The sequence below is a fragment of the Bacillus sp. FSL L8-0152 genome (assembly GCF_038006365.1).
Classification (GTDB): domain Bacteria; phylum Bacillota; class Bacilli; order Bacillales; family Bacillaceae_G; genus Bacillus_A; species Bacillus_A cereus.
In genome coordinates, this window is sequence record NZ_JBBOVB010000001.1 from 469,479 (window position 1) to 485,684 (window position 16,206).

The following is a 16,206-nucleotide window of genomic DNA, read 5'->3' on the forward strand; positions in this document are numbered from 1 at the left end:
CGGCTATACTATTTTAGTAATATGTCTAGGCACACCATTTTTCCGAAATGATACAGTACCTCTCTTTCGTAGATACACTGGATGATTTATCTAAATGATACCGTGTATTTCCTCCTATGGGGTAATTGTTTACCTTAGTTTAATGGGCATGTGGTGAGACAAAATATTACTTTCTATAAAATTTCGTGTGAGTTTGACCTTTTTTGACAAAAGAGTATTTGTTTGATAAATTACTAATAACAATTAATGGGAGGTAGTAGTATGTTTGCTGGTTTTAATCTAACAGATTTGGATGATGATTTCATTTCTTTGTATAGTAATAAAGGGAATAATATCTTTAATGAGAGTAAGAAACATATTGAAAAAGAGCTTGATAGCTTTATTCTAAGTGATGGAAGTATTGATGGGACAAGATTGCAAGAAGATTGGTTTCCACAGTTAGAAACTGACATTTTTCTTTCTCACTCCCATGGTGATAAAAATAAGGCTATTGCTTTAGCTGGCTGGTTAAATGATACATTTGGATTAAGAGTTTTTATTGATTCTTGTGTATGGGGATATGCAGATAATCTCCTTAAAAAAATTGATGATATTTACTGTAAGAATACCCACAGTAATACATACAGTTATGAAAAAAGAAATTTCTCTACAAGTCATGTTCATATGATGCTTTCAGGTGCTCTAACTAAAATGATGGACAAAACTGAGTGTTTAATTTTCTTAAATACTCCTGAGTCCATTGAGACTAATGAAGTTATTAATCAAACAAAATCTCCCTGGATTTTCCATGAAATAGCTACGACACATGTACTTAGAAAGAAGGAACCTAATAGATTTACTTTAATAAAAAAGGGGTATTATTTTGAAAATGCCCAAGTATTAACTGTTAAACATAAGTTGGATCTTGACCATCTGTTTGAAATAGATAAAAATGACCTTTTAGAATGGCAAAAGGCTTTTAATATAAAAGAAGATTCTCATGCGCTAGATATTCTGTATGAAAAACATAAACTTATCGATATTCATGTTAGCGTTTAAAAAATAGTATAAGAGCTAATATCCAATTAACGTTTATTTTGACTATTATGGTTATTATTTGAAGTATACAAATTTCCCCAAAGAAAGTGAGTACTCGTTATGACTGCTTATATCATACATCCCAAAATCACTTTTAGTGAAACGCCACAAGCTGTCCGTTTTTATGAAAAGTGTCTGGATGAATTATTACAACACGTCCCGACTCAAAACATCTTGACTGATGAAGTTATGGAAGGAATAACGCTTCAAAAAGAAGATGTAGTGATATTTTTTAATAATAATCAGAATTATCCAGTGTTCGTGATTGACTTTTTAGAAGATGCTGTTGCGGCAGGGAGTGAACTGCTACCTGTTGCTATGAGAAGAGATGATCGGGTGCCGCCTTCATGCGTGAAGAAGGCGCAAAGTTTTGATGTTAATGAACAACTAAGACAACGTAGCCTTTCAGAATCCTACATTGAAACTGTGGCAATTGTGTTAGCGAGGACCGTTATATCGATCCTCCAACCAACTCTTACTAAAAATAATATGTACCTATTTCTAAGTCATCGACGAATTGATGGGGAAAAAATTGCCGGGGCCTTTTACGATGCATTTGCTTTAAGAGCGCAACAAGCATTTCGGGATCTCAATAAAGTATTAGTGGGAGAAGATGCCCAGGAAGTGATAGAAGAGAATCTTCGTCAATGTGATGCCGTTGTATACTTGGACACTCCAAGAAGTGGTGAGTCCAAGTGGATTGCTCTTGAATTAGAGGTTGCTTTGTCAAGGGGGGTTCCGATTGTATGGGTACGTATTGGTCCAGAAGAAGGACGTGCTAAAGATTTTTGGTTTAAGCCTGCAGAAGTACCTCATTTTCATTTTCCAAATATTGAATCATTAGATGAATATGTGGATCCTGAGATTGTAGACGAAGTGATTCATAAAGCCTTCGAGATTTCTCGAGCACATGCAAAAGAAGTTTTAGGACATTTGAAGCGAATTCGAGCATTAGCAAAAAGGGGTACTATAAAACTGACAGAATTGAATAAAAAATATTTTACTTATCAGATCGAAATCCCTCGACATGGATTTCGATATTTCCAACGTCCAATGACTCATATTGTTAGCTTTTATGGACGGTTACCAAAAGAGCATGAACATGAACAATTTTTGAAAAGTGTGGCGAGGTATGGTTATGAGCCTCACCCACAACTTGGAACAATATACGATACGGCTTTAATACTTGCTCCAATTGCCTCCCAACATGATGAAAGATTATTAGAGGAACCACATAAAGTTGATTCTTGTGATGAGTATTTAAATTGTCTGGAACATTATGTTCGGTTTCCTATACAAAGTCAAACTAGTATGAAAGGGATAATCATCTCAGGTGCTTTTCCGGATTGTGAACCAGAACATCAGCAACATATAACGGATGCGGTTCGAGCTTTTACTCAAGCTATACTTACTCGTAATAGCAAGGTTATTTTTGGGGCACATCCAACGTTTCAACATTTAATATTTGACATGGCCAAACAAATAAATTCACAGTCTTACAAAGACGCAGTTAAGATGTATGTTTCAAGGCATTTCGTAAAGGAGGAAGATGTCATCGGAAGTAGAAAACATGCGACAGTTATGCCTGTCGATGAAGTGGACAAAGATAGGAACAAAAGTTTATCAGCTATGAGAAAATCAATGATTGATGATCCAGACGCATTGTGTATGGTGGTCATTGGAGGAAAGACAAAAAGGCACGGCATCCCTCCGGGTATTGATGAGGAAATTAAACTAGCAAGATCTCGACGCCTGCCTGTATTTCTTATAGGATCTGCTGGTGGACGAACGGCAGAAATTACTGCAGAGATGGATGCAGATGATTGGAATCAAAATCTAAACGATTTACCGTCGGAGTTTAATCATGAGTTAATGGTTAGCCTTGATTACAGTGCACTGGCTAATGATATACTTGATAAAATGGGCTTGTAGGCTGAAAAAGAAATAAAATGGTGAGATGGAAATTCTTCGGCTTCATTATCAAAGGGCATTTGAAGTAATAGGGTCGCAAGTATATTAATCATGTAAATTAGAAGAGCATGTTTTAGTTATTCCATTATAAGGCGCTTTAATGGAGCAAGTATAACAAAAATTATCAAACTTTTTTATAAAAGGATGATTCAATTGAATATAGAAAAAGCGTGTTTTGATCAATCTTTTTTCAAAACACGCTTTTCTATTTTCCTCTTTTATCCAGGTTTATTAGGTTAATTTAATTAAACTTTATTCCAATGCTATATGTAATTTTATCAAACAACTACACATAATAGACGAATGGAAAACGTAGTGAGATTTCTTATTAAATTCCTAATTAATGTTTTATGACATCAGAAAAAATGAATTGTTGCTGTATTCCAATCGATTAGTAGCTCAATAAGCTGAAGCCCATAAAAAATTAGCTTAGATTTACATTTTCTTAACTAGTTCAAATTCATCTTTTCTGTCCCGTTTTTCTTTTGCTGCTTCAATATATTTCACATAATCCTTCTTAAAATCATCTATATTGACTAGTGAAATATAAGAGCCTTTATCCTCATCAAATAGATTGTTACGAGGGTTAGATTTATAGGTAGTTTTAACATTTAGGACATTTTTTCTCACAAGATTATCAAAATCCAGTATTACCCCACAATTTGATTCTTGATTACAAACACTACAAGTATGTGAGCTTTTACTTAATATTAAGCCTTTACTTTCATTTGTGTAAACAGCAACTACACCGTTTGTACGATTCTCATTTCGATCCTCCAAAGAATATTTTAACTCATCATACAAACCAATCATCATATGATCCAAAAATATCCTTCTGATTGGAAACAGCTTTAGGAGTTAACAATACAATTGTAACAGAGGTTTTTTTCAGTTTTTCGTATAGGTATTCCTGAATCGTGTCTTCGCTCATAGTACTTCTGTCCTCATTTTCAAATCTATTAAAAACTTCAGTTGATGAGTCAAATAATTCTTCTAACTCTTCCTTTGATTCTATAGAAAGAATAGCGTATTTTTTTATTTTAGGGGGTATTTTGTTTTGTTAGCTTGATAGCGATGGGTCTGTACCCCAAACAGGGAATAATCACAATATATTTGGGAGGCTCTACTTGTGGCTCCTTTTTGCTAATTACCCACTTTATTTAGAATAATAGTATAATAGTGGTAATGATCGCTTATTTGGAGGGGTGTATGATAAATAAACAGATTTATGAGTACAAATTTGGTAAAAAAGAATTTGCCTTTAGCGAGGAGAAAGTGAAGGTTATGGATTGATGGCTAACGACAATAAACATAAACATATGGAAATGATTCAGGGTGTTATCACTCGTATGGGTTCCAACTCATTTATTATCAAAGGATGGTCGGTTACTTCAATCGGTGCAATGTATGCTTATTGGCTTACTAAAAGTAATTACTGGATGTTAGTTTTAATTTTTGGTGTTGTACTTTTGTTCTGGTTCCATGACGCTTATTATTTGCATTTGGAGCGTGGTTTTAGGAATTTATATGAAGAAGTGCGAAACAAAAATGATAGCCAAATTGATTTTGGAATGACACCGATTTTCACAGAAAAAGTGATGTGTTCTGCCATGAGACCTATCCTTAAATGGTCTTATGGGAGTATCACACTAATTACAATAGTTTTACTTTTTATTTTTAAACCCTAAGGAGGTTTCTATGGCTAGTAATGTATTTGTGTCCTTTAGATTTTCTGATGGACTATATTATAAAAATAAGCTTGTTGAAAAATTTGCCGAGCTCGACTACACAATCAATAAGTCTGAAGGTGAAGACCGCTCGAATATGAGTGAAGATACTATTCAAAAATATCTTTATGAAAAACTTGAAGATTGTTCATTGACGGTAGTTGTATTAACACCAAATGCGATCAATTACAATACAAAGCAAGTTTTTGATATTGAAACATGGTCTAATAAAAATGTTTATGATGATTGGCTTTATGATGAATTACGATATTCATTAGAAGACCGTATTGGGAATCGCACTAAGGGAGTAATTGCACTTTATACACCAGAAGCTAAAAGTTATGTTATTTCGGCTGAAACTGACGAAGTTACGACCATTAATGATTTTGAAAACTTAGTGCGAAAAAATATGTTAAACGTCAAAAAAGCATATAAATCTTGTCCAACAGAAGGAAGATGGAACTCTGCTAAAGATAATTATATTTCTCTAGTAGCTTTCAATGACTTTATGGTAAATCCTAAGTATTATATTGATTCAGCACTTGAAAAGCGAAATAGGACATATCAATTTGATTTAGTGAAGCGAATGAAACCGTAGGTGAGTTTATAGAGTGAGTTTGAAATACATAAAGGGGATGGAGTATGCAGGAAGTAAAATCGAATGTATCTATACAATAATATAAGTATAGCATCCATAACGGGTGCTTTTTATTATGTGGCAATTACAAACTTTTTTTAATCAATTTTTAAGTTGCGGGAATACTCTGTTAATAAAAAGGGAGGTGTTTTACAAGCAAATCGAGGTTTTTTCTACTTAAAATTCTCATTATAACCATATAAATTTGGGAGGAAATCATACAAGTCTTATAAATACTAGTAAAATTAATTTCACCCTAACTATTGACGGGATACATCTGTACACGGCCGCAATTTAACTGGGCATTAAAGCGAGTCGTTAAAGCACGAGTTGCATTAAGACCGATATACCAGTCAGCTTCTGAACGCGCAACTGCTGAAGCGTATAAATTGTCATAGGCTTTACCTGGTTTTAAATTTGCAAAACCATCTTTAATTGCTTTATCGGTTACAGAAGAAATCCATAAACGTTTGATTGGTTTATTTAGCTTAACTTTATCGATAATCCAGCGTGCGACTAATTCCCCTTCACGTCCAGCGTCTGTTGCTACAATAATTTCATTTACATCTTTTCTAAGTAGCTGACTTTTTACAGCATTAAATTGTTTACCAGTTTGTTTAATAACCGTTAATTTCAAACGCTCAGGTAGCATCGGTAAATCTTCTAAATTCCACTTTTTATATTTCACATCATAACTTTCTGGATCTGCTAATGTAACGAGATGACCTAAAGCCCAAGTTACAATATATTTACTACCTTCAAGATAGCCGTTTCCTTTTTTATCACACTTCAGTACACGAGCAATATCTCGTGCAACGGAAGGTTTTTCAGCGATTACAATACTTTTTGCCATTTAATTGAACTCCTTTATTAACTATATATCGTCTAATATACCACAGTTTTCAAGAGGAAATGTAAAGGAGGCTCCTATCTTATAGTCAGATGTTTCTTTCTAGAAATTCCTTTTAAAATTATTAATTGAACTAATATTTTTTGATTAGTTGATTAAGTGGGGATGGGATTTATCCCGCATTAACGGGCAGTAAGACCCCCACCTCAAAATTCAGTGGAAGCAAAGAAGTTAGGTAGGGTCGGGCTGCCCGTAAAAGCCCGATTGGTGAAGGCTAATAATCAGTGAGGGATGAACAAAACCCCACTGATTAAAGTTTCACTTTATTATTTAGTGCTCCTTTTTTGATCTTATTAAGAGTATCAAAATATAAGAATACATTTTGATACATGAGAGAAAGTGCTCATGTATCATATTTAAAAATCTAAAAAACTATTTTTAGAAAATTCTATAAAAGGATATTGTGTATATTTAACTATAATGGTAAACTTTAGTAGAACCCGGGGGGATGTTGAGAAGAAGAGTGGAATTATTATTTTTATATTAAAATTAAGTGGATGTTCAAGGAGGATATTTATAATGAAAAAAGTTATGATTATGAATCTTATTGGATGTAGCGCAGCTACTGCATCAGCAATTATGGCCGCTTTAGATTGGATTTCTTATGCTTCTTTACTATTGTCTCTAACTGGAATTGGTGCTGCAGCTTCTGCAGCTGTTTGGAGCTATCGTGCTACAATTTTAGGAATGACTAGAATGGGTAAGAGGGCTGCAGCAAGAGCTCTTTAAAAAGGACATTAGGGGGGCAAAATTGCCCCCTAATTATGATGAGGTGTATTCTAAAATTTAATTTTAGAATGATATGTTTATAGGGTATTAGAGTTATGTAATAGAAGAGGCACACAGCTATTTGTGTATTAAAAAACATAACGATTTATTAATTTACTTATATTAGGGAGATAAAAATGTTTAAGTTAATACATAAAAGGGGCATAAATTTATTATCTTTTTTGCTACTCATTCTAGTAGTGGTCGCAAATTCACTTTTTACAATTAAACAGTTTAAAGTTATTGAAGAATTTCATAAAATGGAAATGCCGTTACAATTATTTACAGATTCTTTTGTCACAGTCTTTTTAATTTTAATACAATTGGTTGTGAGTATTACAGTGGTAGTAATAGAAACATTATTTATTACTTTTAGTACAAATTTTATTACTCATAAAAAACTAAAATTCAGCAATTTTTTTCCAATAATAGTTTCTGCGAATATAGCATCTGTGTTATTAAATATGGTTATTTTTTCGATTGCTGGTTTAAACAATTTATACGATGTTCAATGGATAGGGTGGTCTCCAGGATCTCAACTATTTTTGGCAGGTTTTGTTTATCTATATTTACTTAATTTAGATGATTCTATTTCGAATAGATTGAAAATAAAGCTAAGTACAATTATATTTTTAATAACTTATGGTTTGACAGTTATCTTTCAAATGATGATTACTTTTATTTAGTCTAAATAACTTTAGGAGGGTGTAATAGATGGAAAAGAATTTTAAGTTTAAGATGAAAGTAATGTTAGTAGTATCGATTTTATTTGGTGTAGTAGCGGCATATAGTTTGATAAAAACTGTTATAAATTTATTAGGAAATTAAAGCGGATGAAATACTTTAAATTTAAAAGATTGATGAAAAAAAGAAAAGCATTTGCAAATATGGAAGTTTTATTTGGGGATTTTTTAAACAAATTTGCCGATGGCGATAAAAAATTATTGCTATCTTTTTTTTATAATATAAATATATGTATTACATTTGTTTCAATTTTGGCACCAATCTTTGTTTATGAATTAATGCATTATTTTCGTTCGTCTATAAATCCCTTTTATAGTGCGACTGTCTATCTTTTTTTAACAATTTTGATGACAGATATTAATAATGATGATTATGATTCGGAAGAAATTGAGAATATTTCTCAATGGATGCATAAGGCTCAAAACAATAATTTTAAATTACTTATCATAGAAAAATTGCTACGGACATTTGGAACAAAAATTCTTTTTTATTGTATTTTTAGTATCATTTTTATGGTTGAGCTGCAGTTTAGTTACATAACAATATTTATATATGAATGCTTGGTGATAGTAATAGTTTCAGCGATTATTCTATCAAAATTTTTATGGAGTAATCATCAGATTATCTTTTTCTTTATTCATGGACCAAACTATACGAAAAAGAAAGAGCATATAATCAAGTATCAAAACGGCAAGCAGTTGGATAAGTATCGAATGGCGTTAGCTCGATCTTGCCAAAATAGAACTTTCTTTTTACATATATTTTATACTTATCTGTTTGCAATAGCTTCACTATTGATAATCGGCATTTTAAATTTTTATTTTAGCATTAATAAAATTATTATAATTTCCGTTTATTTAGCTGTTGAAAGTGCGATTCTTAGTTTTCTATCTCAAGGAATTATAAATAGCTCAAAAATGTTACAAACTTCTAACTTGAGTGATTTTTATTATATAAGGAAGTTTGATAAGAAAACATATTTTGAGGATTTACTTTCCAAATTTCTGTCAAGAAAGCTTATAGTAATTCTAATTAGTTATTATATTGGTGCATTTATGTTTTATGGAACTTCATTGTTTACAGGTATTACTATTTTTGGTTCAACAATTATTTACTTCTACTCAATAAAAATCATAACTAAAAGAGTATACCGCTTTAAAAAATTATCAATAGAAGATATAAAAAATAATTTCTTTATGTACTTTTTTAATCCTATTGAAGATTTGTTAGTTTTAGGTTTACCATTTGTAACATGTAGTCTTGTGGCTGTTTATTCAATGAAGCTAGGGAATTTATATCCTGTAATGGGCTTTTTTATCGTTTATTCTATTTATTTGGTATTTTATAATTTCCTAAAAAAAGAGAGGTAAAATATGCTGGAATTAATAAATATAAAAAAAAAATATGGTGAATCAACTTATATTTTTGATGGAGTAAATTTAAAGGTAGATGAAATGAAGATTTTAGAGTTAGTTGGTAAAAATGGGATAGGAAAATCAACTTTATTGAATATAATTGGTGGAATGACAAAGTTTGATGGGGAAGTTATATTAAAGAAATCTTCATTAAAGAACGATTTTAAAGAGTATATTGCAAATGTCTCATTAATTGGTAATACACCGTTCTTATACGAATATTTAACGCCTTCGGAAACAATAGATATGGTACTATCTTTTATTAATAGAACTAGATTAGATTCGTCTTTAGAACATTTGATTCAAGAGATTGGGCTTGATAAATATCAAAATACATATACACGTGAATTATCTTTGGGAACTAGACAAAAGCTGTCATTAATATTGGCTCTTCTAGCTTCACCTAGCTTAATTCTTCTTGATGAACCTTTTGTTAATTTTGACATTAGGTCAAGGAAAGTTACTTTGGATTATTTAAAGGATTACATAATTCAAAATAGATCAATTTTAATTTATGCCACGCATTCAACAGATGTTGATTTAGCAAATTTTTCGGATGGAAAAATAATTTTAAAAAGGGATGAGCGATTGAATAAATTAATTTTGGAGAGTGATAACTGTGAAACCTAAATTATTTATCCTTTGTTTTATTGCTTGTTCAGTTATAGGGAGTTTATTTTTCTTTCTGGGGTTTTTATTGCTGCCTAATGAACAGTTTAGTCCTAATTTAAAGCCCTCTTTCATTACAATTTTTAGTAATAATTTAGAAATTCATTTGTTTACAATAATTTTCTCGATTATTAGTTTTGGCTTTTTTTCTTTAATTTTTTTATTTGAACAGTTTTTTTATTTAGGGTTTTCTTTCCATAGCTTGATAGAGAGAACGTCTTTGAAAACAGCAGCATCTTATTTTGCAGGCCATGGAATAATTGAGATCATAAATATGTGTTTTACTGCAACAATAGGTGTATATGTAGCGGTATCCATTATTAATATAATTAGAAAAAAAGAACTTAGTAAAAATTCTTTTATCATATTAGGGAAAAAAATTTTGATTTTACTAGTCATAGATCTAGTACTTTTATTTGTTGCTGCATTATTGGAAACATATTTATCTCCGCTATTAGTTGATAGAAGTTATATAATTTAATTTATTATGATTCAGATTCATATTTTTTACTAAATTACACCGATAGGGGAGCAAGATGAAGAGACCTACAACGAAATTACAGTAAGTCTCTTATTTTGTTATGTAAATACAAATTGTAACTTCAAAAGTTTAATATATTTAAGAGTAATTTTTTTATCTTTTTAATTGAATAGATAAATTTGTATTAACGAAATGAAATTGTTAACTTCTTCGATGGTGTGTACTTCATTTATCTTCTATATAACTTGGATGGAGCAAAGAAGTTAGGCGGGGGTCGGGCTGCCGTAAACGCCCGATTGGTGAAGGCTAATAATCAGTGGGGGATGCCCCCACTGATTAAAGTTTCACTTTATATGGAAAAGTAAAGAACTTGTTATTTTACTAGAATAAGAGTAGACTTTGAAGTAGATGAATAAGAAACACATGGGAGTTTGTGGATACAAACTGAGAGTATGGCTACTAGTCCGTCATTGACCATTTGAACCTGTTGGATAATGCCAGCGTAGGGAGAGTGTAAAAGCACATGTTCAGGCACTTTGCGTACGCGCAAAGTGTCTTTTTGTGTATCTCCCATCATTATAGTTAGGAGATGAAAAGGATGAATATGAAAGAAATTAGTAAAGTAGTGGATTTGGTGAGAGAATCTAATCCGCTTGTTCATAATATTACAAATGTTGTTGTAACAAATTTTACTGCTAACGGTTTGTTGGCACTTGGGGCATCGCCTGTAATGGCGTATGCAAAAGAAGAAGTAGCAGAAATGGCTAGCATTGCTGGAGCGTTAGTATTAAATATGGGGACACTTCGTCCTGAAGAAGTAGAAGCTATGCTACTCGCGGGTAAATCAGCAAATACGAACAATGTGCCAGTACTATTTGATCCAGTTGGTGCAGGAGCAACTTCGTATCGAACAGAAGTTGCGAGACATATTCCGGCTGAAATCGATTTAGCAATTATCCGCGGAAATGCAGCTGAAATAGCAAATGTTATTAATGAGAAATGGGAAATTAAAGGGGTAGACGCTGGTACTGGAAATGGAAATGTTGTAAGTATTGCAAGGCAGGCAGCAGACGAACTAAATACAGTTGCGGTCATTACTGGAAAAGAAGATGTTGTTACAGATGGAGAGAGAACTATTGTTATTCGAAACGGTCACCCTATTTTAACGAAAGTTACGGGAACAGGTTGTTTACTAACTTCTGTAATAGGAGCATTTGTAGCAGTAGAAAAAGATTATGTAAAAGCAGCAGTAGCCGCATTAACGTTTTATGGTGTAGCTGCGGAACTGGCAGCTGTTAAAACAGTAGAAAAAGGGCCAGGTAGTTTCCAAATTGAATTTTTAAATCAATTAGCGAATACAACTTCAGCTGATATTGAGAAGTATGGGAAGATTGAGGAGTTAGAGTAAGGGGGATGAAACATACGATGCGCATTGAAACAAAGAAAATGTCTAAGTTATTACAAGTGTATTTTATTATGGGAAGCAATAACTGCACGAAGGATCCTTTAGCTGTATTGAAAGAAGCGTTAGATGGTGGAGTGACACTTTTTCAGTTTCGCGAGAAGGGGGAAGGTTCTTTAATCGGAGAAGATAGAGTGCGCTTTGCAAAAGAATTGCAGACGCTTTGTAAGGAATATAGTGTTCCTTTCATTGTAAATGATGATGTAGAATTAGCCATTGAATTAGATGCAGATGGTGTTCATGTAGGACAAGATGATGAAGGAATTACATCTGTTCGTGAAAAAATGGGAGATAAAATTATCGGCGTATCTGCTCATACAATTGAAGAAGCACGCTTTGCAATCGAAAATGGAGCAGATTATTTAGGCGTTGGACCTATTTTCACAACGAGTACGAAAAAAGATACGAAAGCGGTTCAAGGAACGAAAGGATTAGCTTATTTTAGAGAACAAGGAATTACAGTGCCAATCGTTGGTATTGGTGGGATTACAATTGAAAATACAGCAGCAGTTATAGAAGCGGGTGCGGACGGTGTTTCAGTTATTTCAGCAATTAGTTTAGCTGAATCTGCGTATGAAAGTACGAGAAAATTAGCTGAAGAAGTAAAGAGAAGTTTGTAGGGAAGGACGTGTAGTATTTTAAGTGCTACATGGAGAAATGGACTGCCCCAAATTTTAAACAAACGTTTGATTAAAAAAGCACAAACCTTTTTAAATAAGGGTTTGTGCTTTTTCTTTAAAACATAATAGAAATTAAAAGCATTCCAATGCCGATAGAAGTAAATGTTGCGATTAAACCTGGAATCATAAAGCTATGATTTAATACGTATTTACCGATACCTGTTGTACCAGTACGGTCAAAGTTAATGGCAGCAACGATTGTTCCATAGTTTGGAATGAAGAAATATCCGTTTACTGCAGGGAACATTGCAATCAGTAGTGCTGGTGGAATACCAAGGGATAGTCCAAGTGGCATTAAGGCACGTACTGTTGCTGCTTGGCTGTACAGTAAAATAGATAGAATGAATAGCGCGATGGCAAATAGCCAAGGTGCACTTGTTACTAAATGCTGAATGGATCCTTGAATCATATTTAAGTTTCCGTTAAAGAAAGTATCTCCCATCCAAGCGATACCGAAAATAGCAACAACTGCTGTTGCCCCTGCTTTAAAGACGTTACCAGACACAATGCTTTCTACATTTGGTTTACAGAAAATAATAATAAGAGCCGCGATAGTTAACATGACCATCTCAATTGTGTTCGGCATGGAAAGGCGAGCTAACTTCCCATCAACTATCCATCCTGGACGAAGTGCTTCAAATGAACCAAGAAGTACAACAAGGAAGGTTCCTACAAGGAAAAGGATAACTGATAATTTTGCGCCCTTTACACCTACAAATTCTTTTTTCTCTTCAAGCTTAGGAATCATTCCTTCTTTTAATCGTTTTAAGTATTCAGGGTCCTCACTTAATTCTTTTCCCATCTTACTAGCAACGAATGCTGCTAACATACAAGCAATGAAAGTGGAGGGAATACTCACTTTTAAAATATCTAATAAAGTGATTTTATAGTCAGCTAACATTGCTAAAAGAGCAACTGTGGCAGCTGAAATTGGACTAGCTGTAATTGCTTGTTGAGAAGCGATTACGGCAATCGACATTGGGCGTTCCGGTCTAATCCCTGATTCACGAGAGACTTCTGCAATAACAGGAAGTACAGAATAGGCAACGTGACCAGTGCCTGCACATAGTGTGAATAAATAAGTAACAATTGGAGCAAAAAAAGTAATACGCTTTGGATTTTTTCGTAATGCCTTTTCAGCTAGATGAACAAGATAGTCCATTCCTCCAGCAGCTTGCAAAGCACCAGCAGCTGTAATTACTGCCAAAATCATAAGCATTACATCGATAGGAGGCGCGGTTGGTTGTAAGTGGAAGACAAAAACGAGTATTGCCATACCAACTCCACCCATTACTCCTAAACCAACTCCGCCTAGGCGTGCACCAATAAAAATACAGAGTAACAAGGTAAGAAATTGTAGCCAAAACATGATAAACTACCTCCGAAATTCATTAGTTAAGATATATTCGAATAGTTTAATTTGAATGAAAATTAAATAAATACCCGAAGAAATCCTTGTTGTTTATACATTTTTTATTATATAACACAAAAAAAGTAACATTCACGTACTTTTTGAAATTATTTTGAAAAAGCAATGCATTAAAAATTTGTATTTATATCTCTAAATAAGTAGACATTTTGATTTATATGTTGTAATCTTTGAAAGAGAATAAATTAATTCTCATAGAACTCCCATATCGTTCAACTCGTTCAGCGAGAAAGGCAAACTGATGGAAACATGAGGACGCAAAACTACAGGAGCTAAGGTCGAAAGGCTACGCTAGCCAGTTACCGGACGGATAGGGTTGGTCTTGGCCAATGCTTTTACATTGGCTTTTTTTTATTCTCGAACATATTGAGAAACATTTTCAAACAAAATATTCATATATTTTGTTTTTTTGTTTATGTTAATTAAGGAAGGTGGATATTAATGAAAAAATATTGGCATAAGTTATCGTTCCTTCAAAAGAACGTCTTATTAACCGTATTAGTTATTTTGACACTTGTTGGAAGTATGGGTGCACTAAGTTTCAACATGTTTCAAAATAGTATGATGTCTTTATTTGAAAGGCAGTCTATTGAAACAGGAGAAATAGTATTGAAAAAATTGGATGTAGAATTAGTTAGAGACATGGCGAAAGATCCTACAGCCGAAAAAGTGAAAAAAGAAAAGTTAACAGAGAAATTAGATGAAGTGTCAAAAGAATTGAAAAGTGTTGGACAAACGTATGTTACAGGAGCAAAGCCGAATGAAAAGCGAGAATTACAACTCGTTGGTTTGACTACAGAGTTAACAAAAGCGTTCCCTATAAAGCCGGGAGATTATTATGAACAACCCGCTCATTGGATGAAGGCATACGATAAAGTCATTGATACGAAAAAGGCCCAAATGACAGAAGTATATGAAGATGAAATAGGTTCGTGGGTGACAATATTAGAACCAATTACAGATGGAGAAAATAATATTGTTGCAATTATTGCGGCTGACTTAGATGCTTCCATTGTTCCTATTACAAAAGAGAAGTTTATGATACAGGGCTTACTCTTTATCATTATTTCATTAGCAATTGCGACTATTACTCAATTCTTTATCGTGCGTCACTCGTTAGCTCCATTAAAAGATTTACGAGAAGGGTTACGTAAAATTGGTGAAGGTGACTTAAGTATTAAATTAAAAGAAAGACCAGATGATATTGGAATTATTAATGTTTATTTCAATAACACGATTGAAAAATTTAAAGGGATTATAGATAAAGTAAGGCAAACTGCTGAGCAAGTTTCTTCTTCTTCACAAGAATTGTCGGCGAGTACAGAGGAAAACAGCATGGCAGTTCAAGAGATTGCAAGTTCTATTGAAGGTTTAAGAGTAGGGGCACAGTCTCAAAAAACTTCAGTACAACAATGTTTAGGAATTGTACATGGAATGGAAGATAAGGTAGAAGAGATAACTGGGGCTGCGAAACAAGTTGCGGTTGCTTCTGAAGGTATGGAGCAACATTCAATTGAAGGTAATGAAGTGATTGGACAAATTATTAATCAAATGAGTTTAATTCAAAATGCAGTACAAGATTTATCTTCCATCATTTATTCGTTAGAAACAAGGTCAAAAGAAATTAGTGATATCGTAACTGTAATTACAGGTATTTCAAATCAAACAAATTTATTAGCTTTAAATGCTTCTATTGAGGCTTCACGTGCTGGAGCAGCGGGGAGAGGGTTTGCAGTTGTTGCTGATGAAGTACGAAAATTAGCAGAACAAACGGAAGCGTCTGCTAAAGATATAGCGAAATTAATTGGTGAAACACAAGCTGAGACAGAAGATGCTGTAGTTTCAATGCAAAAAGGTTCAAAAGAAGTAGAAACTGGAATTTCACTTGTTCAAAGTAGTGGAAATTTCTTTGAAAAAATCTCCAAATCAGCGCAATCTGTTACAGATCAAGTAAAAGCTGTTTCGGGTAATTCGAGTGACATTTTACAAAATAGCCAGAATATCGTTCAAGTCGTAAATGAATTATCACATATTGCAAACACTTATGCCAACAGCAGTAGTAATGTTGAAGAAAGCATGAAAGAGCAAGAAATATCAGTACAAGATATTGCAGAATTAGCGACTTCTTTAAGTTGGCTTTCTCAGGAATTACAAGAGCTTATTGGTGAGTTTAAAAGCGAATAAGGAGAAAGTTCAATTCTAATCAAAGGGGATATCTCCGCTACTGATTATGAAT

The 16,206-nt window shown here is 33.2% G+C and carries 14 protein-coding genes, 1 pseudogene and 2 riboswitches; of the genes and pseudogenes, 12 read left to right on the forward strand and 3 right to left on the reverse strand.

Features of this window, described 5'->3' with window-relative positions:
* Positions 1 to 261 precede the first annotated feature (261 nt).
* The gene (locus tag MHH27_RS02495) at positions 262 to 1,038 is read left to right on the forward strand and encodes a hypothetical protein (protein WP_016103243.1); all 777 of its coding nucleotides are present in this window, start codon (positions 262 to 264) and stop codon (positions 1,036 to 1,038) included.
* 99 nt (positions 1,039 to 1,137) lie between these two features.
* Complete coding sequence (locus MHH27_RS02500; RefSeq protein ID WP_340941564.1) at positions 1,138 to 3,009, forward strand: SLOG domain-containing protein; 1,872 nt, start codon at positions 1,138 to 1,140, stop codon at positions 3,007 to 3,009.
* A gap of 474 nt (positions 3,010 to 3,483) precedes the next feature.
* Here MHH27_RS02500 and MHH27_RS02505 read toward each other — a convergent pair whose 3' ends face one another.
* Positions 3,484 to 3,873 (reverse strand): hypothetical protein, encoded by a 390-nt coding sequence (locus tag MHH27_RS02505; protein WP_016103245.1) that lies wholly within the window; start codon positions 3,871 to 3,873, stop codon positions 3,484 to 3,486.
* Between the two features lie 467 nt (positions 3,874 to 4,340).
* Between MHH27_RS02505 and MHH27_RS02510 the strand changes: the two genes are divergently transcribed.
* Together MHH27_RS02510 and MHH27_RS02515 are read left to right on the forward strand one after the other, a co-directional pair.
* Entirely contained in the window at positions 4,341 to 4,736 is a 396-nt protein-coding gene (locus tag MHH27_RS02510; protein ID WP_340941566.1) for a hypothetical protein, read from the forward strand.
* 10 nt (positions 4,737 to 4,746) lie between these two features.
* Complete coding sequence (locus tag MHH27_RS02515; RefSeq protein WP_016103248.1) at positions 4,747 to 5,373, forward strand: TIR domain-containing protein; 627 nt, start codon at positions 4,747 to 4,749, stop codon at positions 5,371 to 5,373.
* A 316-nt stretch (positions 5,374 to 5,689) separates the two neighbouring features.
* Here MHH27_RS02515 and topB read toward each other — a convergent pair.
* Positions 5,690 to 6,265, reverse strand: a pseudogene (gene topB / locus MHH27_RS02520) (DNA topoisomerase III); the annotation flags it as partial.
* A 576-nt stretch (positions 6,266 to 6,841) separates the two neighbouring features.
* Between topB and MHH27_RS02525 the strand changes: the two are divergent.
* The 7 genes from MHH27_RS02525 to thiE all read left to right on the forward strand — a co-directional run bounded on the left by MHH27_RS02525 (position 6,842) and on the right by thiE (position 12,481).
* Positions 6,842 to 7,051 carry a hypothetical protein gene (locus tag MHH27_RS02525; RefSeq protein WP_090978215.1) on the forward strand — a complete coding sequence of 70 codons (210 nt, stop codon included), beginning with the start codon at positions 6,842 to 6,844 and terminating at the stop codon, positions 7,049 to 7,051.
* Between the two features lie 176 nt (positions 7,052 to 7,227).
* Positions 7,228 to 7,776 carry a hypothetical protein gene (locus MHH27_RS02530; RefSeq protein WP_097913222.1) on the forward strand — a complete coding sequence of 183 codons (549 nt, stop codon included), beginning with the start codon at positions 7,228 to 7,230 and terminating at the stop codon, positions 7,774 to 7,776.
* Positions 7,777 to 7,950: 174 nt separating this feature from the next.
* Positions 7,951 to 9,204: a sugar transporter gene (locus MHH27_RS02535; protein WP_257130310.1), complete on the forward strand. Its 1,254-nt coding sequence runs from the start codon at positions 7,951 to 7,953 to the stop codon at positions 9,202 to 9,204.
* A gap of 3 nt (positions 9,205 to 9,207) precedes the next feature.
* On the forward strand, positions 9,208 to 9,879 hold the full coding sequence (locus MHH27_RS02540) for an ABC transporter ATP-binding protein (RefSeq protein WP_090978220.1): 672 nt from the start codon (positions 9,208 to 9,210) through the stop codon (positions 9,877 to 9,879).
* A complete protein-coding gene (locus MHH27_RS02545) occupies positions 9,869 to 10,399 on the forward strand; it encodes a stage II sporulation protein M (protein WP_098236015.1) in 531 nt (176 codons plus the stop codon). Before MHH27_RS02540 ends, MHH27_RS02545 begins: the two co-directional genes overlap by 11 nt.
* A gap of 413 nt (positions 10,400 to 10,812) precedes the next feature.
* Positions 10,813 to 10,925, forward strand: a riboswitch (TPP riboswitch).
* 72 nt (positions 10,926 to 10,997) lie between these two features.
* Positions 10,998 to 11,807, forward strand: a complete 810-nt coding sequence (thiM, locus tag MHH27_RS02550; protein WP_097924646.1) for a hydroxyethylthiazole kinase — start codon at positions 10,998 to 11,000, stop codon at positions 11,805 to 11,807.
* Between the two features lie 5 nt (positions 11,808 to 11,812).
* Positions 11,813 to 12,481 carry a thiamine phosphate synthase gene (gene thiE / locus MHH27_RS02555; protein ID WP_097924644.1) on the forward strand — a complete coding sequence of 223 codons (669 nt, stop codon included), beginning with the start codon at positions 11,813 to 11,815 and terminating at the stop codon, positions 12,479 to 12,481.
* 115 nt (positions 12,482 to 12,596) lie between these two features.
* Here the strand turns inward: thiE and MHH27_RS02560 are convergent, their stop codons facing one another.
* Positions 12,597 to 13,910 (reverse strand): anaerobic C4-dicarboxylate transporter family protein, encoded by a 1,314-nt coding sequence (locus tag MHH27_RS02560; RefSeq protein ID WP_064532153.1) that lies wholly within the window; start codon positions 13,908 to 13,910, stop codon positions 12,597 to 12,599.
* A gap of 282 nt (positions 13,911 to 14,192) precedes the next feature.
* Positions 14,193 to 14,277: riboswitch (cyclic di-GMP riboswitch) on the forward strand.
* 134 nt (positions 14,278 to 14,411) lie between these two features.
* Here MHH27_RS02560 and MHH27_RS02565 point away from each other — a divergent pair.
* Entirely contained in the window at positions 14,412 to 16,154 is a 1,743-nt protein-coding gene (locus MHH27_RS02565) for a methyl-accepting chemotaxis protein (protein WP_000761077.1), read from the forward strand.
* The last annotated feature ends 52 nt before the right edge of the window (positions 16,155 to 16,206 follow it).

What these genes read in the sequence shown, in the direction of transcription:
- MHH27_RS02565 (WP_000761077.1), top strand. Translation starts at nt 14,412, where the DNA reads ATGAAAAAATATTGGCATAAGTTATCGTTCCTTCAAAAGAACGTCTTA.
- MHH27_RS02500 (WP_340941564.1), top strand. Translation starts at nt 1,138, where the DNA reads ATGACTGCTTATATCATACATCCCAAAATCACTTTTAGTGAAACGCCA.
- MHH27_RS02540 (WP_090978220.1), top strand. Translation starts at nt 9,208, where the DNA reads ATGCTGGAATTAATAAATATAAAAAAAAAATATGGTGAATCAACTTAT.
- MHH27_RS02495 (WP_016103243.1), top strand. Translation starts at nt 262, where the DNA reads ATGTTTGCTGGTTTTAATCTAACAGATTTGGATGATGATTTCATTTCT.
- thiE (WP_097924644.1), top strand. Translation starts at nt 11,813, where the DNA reads ATGAAACATACGATGCGCATTGAAACAAAGAAAATGTCTAAGTTATTA.
- MHH27_RS02525 (WP_090978215.1), top strand. Translation starts at nt 6,842, where the DNA reads ATGAAAAAAGTTATGATTATGAATCTTATTGGATGTAGCGCAGCTACT.
- thiM (WP_097924646.1), top strand. Translation starts at nt 10,998, where the DNA reads ATGAATATGAAAGAAATTAGTAAAGTAGTGGATTTGGTGAGAGAATCT.
- MHH27_RS02535 (WP_257130310.1), top strand. Translation starts at nt 7,951, where the DNA reads ATGAAAAAAAGAAAAGCATTTGCAAATATGGAAGTTTTATTTGGGGAT.
- MHH27_RS02515 (WP_016103248.1), top strand. Translation starts at nt 4,747, where the DNA reads ATGGCTAGTAATGTATTTGTGTCCTTTAGATTTTCTGATGGACTATAT.
- MHH27_RS02510 (WP_340941566.1), top strand. Translation starts at nt 4,341, where the DNA reads ATGGCTAACGACAATAAACATAAACATATGGAAATGATTCAGGGTGTT.
- MHH27_RS02530 (WP_097913222.1), top strand. Translation starts at nt 7,228, where the DNA reads ATGTTTAAGTTAATACATAAAAGGGGCATAAATTTATTATCTTTTTTG.
- MHH27_RS02560 (WP_064532153.1), bottom strand. Translation starts at nt 13,910, where the DNA reads ATGTTTTGGCTACAATTTCTTACCTTGTTACTCTGTATTTTTATTGGT.